Origin of the sequence: Flavobacterium sp., from assembly GCF_049590715.1 — a bacterium.
In the GTDB taxonomy this organism is placed as follows: Bacteria; Bacteroidota; Bacteroidia; order Flavobacteriales; family Flavobacteriaceae; genus Flavobacterium.
The window spans coordinates 1-2,823 of sequence record NZ_JBAWDL010000189.1 but is presented as its reverse complement, the minus strand read 5'-3'; the positions used below and the strand labels follow the sequence as shown (position 1 = coordinate 2,823).

Here is a 2,823-nt window from a genome sequence, read left to right as displayed (position 1 = left end):
TACATTCATTAAATAATAATGGTCAAGTTGCATTTATGACTTGAATCCGCCATACTTTAATTAGAATAAAAAAATATAATAGTCTAAAATGACAGTAATAAAAAACTCCAAGATTGAATTCAAGGAGTTTTATCTATTTTAAGGAATGTTTAGTTTGCTACGACTTCACCTTTAATTTTGAGAGGAATTCTTCCCGCATCATAATTAATAGCATTAGACTCAACTGTGATTGTTTTTCTAATTGGACCAACAGCCATATTGTATTTTATTTCAATTTTTCCCGATGTTCCGGGAGAAATAGTTGATGGTGATTTTGAAAGAATAGTACAACCAAAGACTGATTGAACAGAGTAAATCGTTAAAGGACTATTACCTGTATTTGTATAATCAAAAGTTCTGATACCATTGTCTTTGTCTTTTGAAATAGTTCCGTAATCTATTGTGTTGTCTTTAGCTTTAAAATCAATTTTAGCTCCATTTTGAGCAAATCCAATACAACTAAATGTTAGGAAGGCTATAAAGGCTGCTATTTTTTTCATTAGGTTTGTTTTTAAGAAAGTAAATATACTTTGTTTTAATTAGTACACAAATTTTTATTTTCTTTTTATAGTGTACTTTATTATTTACTTTTGTTCCCTAATTGAATACAAGAATCAGACCAAAATCTAAAAATATAACTATAGATTCAGTTGTTATTTCAACTGTATCAGGTAGTTAGTCCAATTAAATGATTAAAATGATCAACGATAAAATGACAATTCCAGCACAATTTGACGCTAAAAACATCGAGAATAAGTGGTATGACTACTGGATGAAAAATAATTATTTTCATTCTACACCAGACCATAGAACACCATATAGTATAGTTATTCCACCGCCAAACGTGACAGGAGTCTTGCACATGGGGCATATGTTGAACAATACCATTCAGGATGTTTTAATTCGAAGAGCTCGTTTAAAAGGATTCAACGCTTGTTGGGTTCCAGGAACGGATCACGCCTCTATCGCTACAGAAGCGAAGGTTGTTGCTAAATTAAAATCAGAAGGAATTAATAAATCCGACTTAACGCGTGAGGAATTCCTAAAACACGCTTACGATTGGACTGACAAATATGGTGGAACTATTTTAGAACAATTAAAGCAATTGGGTTGTTCTTGTGATTGGGAACGTACTAAGTTTACGATGGATCCAGATATGTCGGCTTCTGTAATTAAATCTTTTGTGGATTTATACAACAAAGGCTTGATTTACCGTGGGTATAGAATGGTAAACTGGGATCCAGAAGCTAAAACCACTTTATCCGATGAAGAGGTGATTTTTGAAGAAAGACAAGGAAAATTGTATTTCCTAAAATATAAAATAGAAGGTTCAGAAGACTTTTTGACAGTAGCAACAACCCGTCCAGAAACTATTTTTGGAGATACTGCTATTTGTATTAATCCTAGTGACGAGCGTTTTGCTCATTTGAAAGGAAAAAAAGCGATTGTGCCTATTTGTGGTCGTGTGATTCCAATTATCGAAGATGAATATGTGGATATTGAATTTGGTACAGGATGTTTGAAAGTGACCCCTGCACACGATATGAATGACAAAACCCTAGGAGAGAAGCACAATTTGGAAATTATTGATATTTTCAATGAAGATGCTAGTTTGAATAGTTTTGGATTGCATTACCAAGGACAAGATCGTTTTGTAGTTCGTGATGCTATTGCAAAAGAATTAGAAGAAAATGGTGCTTTGGCTAAAACCGAAGTACATTTGAATAAAGTAGGAACTTCTGAAAGAACAAAAGCGGTTATCGAGCCTCGTTTGTCAGATCAATGGTTTCTTAAAATGGAAGATTTAGTGAAACCAGCTATCCAATCGGTATTGGTAGATGGAGACATTAAATTACATCCAAAACGTTTTGAAAACACCTATGCACACTGGCTAAACAACATTCGGGATTGGAATATCTCTCGTCAATTGTGGTGGGGACAACAAATTCCCGCTTTTTATTACGGAGACGGAAAAGAAGATTTCGTAGTTGCTGAGAATATTGAAGATGCTTTGGCTTTAGCCAAAGAAAAAACTAAAAACTTAGGACTAACAACTAAGGACTTAAGACAGGATGTTGATGCACTTGACACTTGGTTCTCGTCTTGGTTGTGGCCAATGTCGGTTTTTGGTGGAATTATGGATCCTGAAAACGAAGATTTTAAATACTATTACCCAACAAATGACTTGGTAACAGGTCCAGATATTTTGTTTTTCTGGGTAGCGAGAATGATTATCGCAGGTTACGAATATGCGGACGAAAAACCATTTACAAATGTGTATTTGACTGGTTTAGTTCGTGACAAACAAAGACGTAAAATGTCTAAATCTTTAGGGAATTCTCCAGAGCCATTGGAACTAATTGAGAAATTTGGTGCTGATGGTGTTCGTGTAGGCTTGTTGTTGAGTGCTTCGGCAGGAAATGACATCATGTTTGATGAGGAGTTATGCAACCAAGGAAAAGGATTCTCAAATAAAATATGGAATGCTTTCAAATTGATTAAAGGATGGGAAGTTTCAGATGCTATTCCACAACCAGAATCATCAAAAGTAGCTATTGAATGGTACGAAGCGAAATTGCAACATACGCTTTTAGAAATTGAAGATAATTTCGAAAAATATAGAATTTCTGAAGCTTTGATGGGTATTTACAAATTAGTTTGGGATGATTTCTGTTCTTGGTTCTTAGAGATGATTAAACCAGGATACCAACAGCCAATTGACAGTACGACTTTTGCGAAAGCGATAGAAATGCTTGAAAACAACTTGAAATTATTACACCCATT

General features: G+C 34.3%; 2 protein-coding genes. One reads left to right on the top strand and one right to left on the bottom strand.

Annotated elements, in window-relative coordinates; translation table 11 throughout:
- Positions 1-149: 149 nt before the first annotated feature.
- Complete coding sequence (locus WBQ70_RS08610) at positions 150-539, bottom strand: DUF1573 domain-containing protein (RefSeq protein ID WP_423912943.1); 390 nt, start codon at positions 537-539, stop codon at positions 150-152.
- 212 nt (positions 540-751) lie between these two features.
- On the opposite strand from WBQ70_RS08610, the gene WBQ70_RS08605 reads away from it, so the two are divergent.
- A partial coding sequence (locus tag WBQ70_RS08605; RefSeq protein WP_423912945.1) for a valine--tRNA ligase occupies positions 752-2,823 on the top strand: 2,072 nt, incomplete at its 3' end.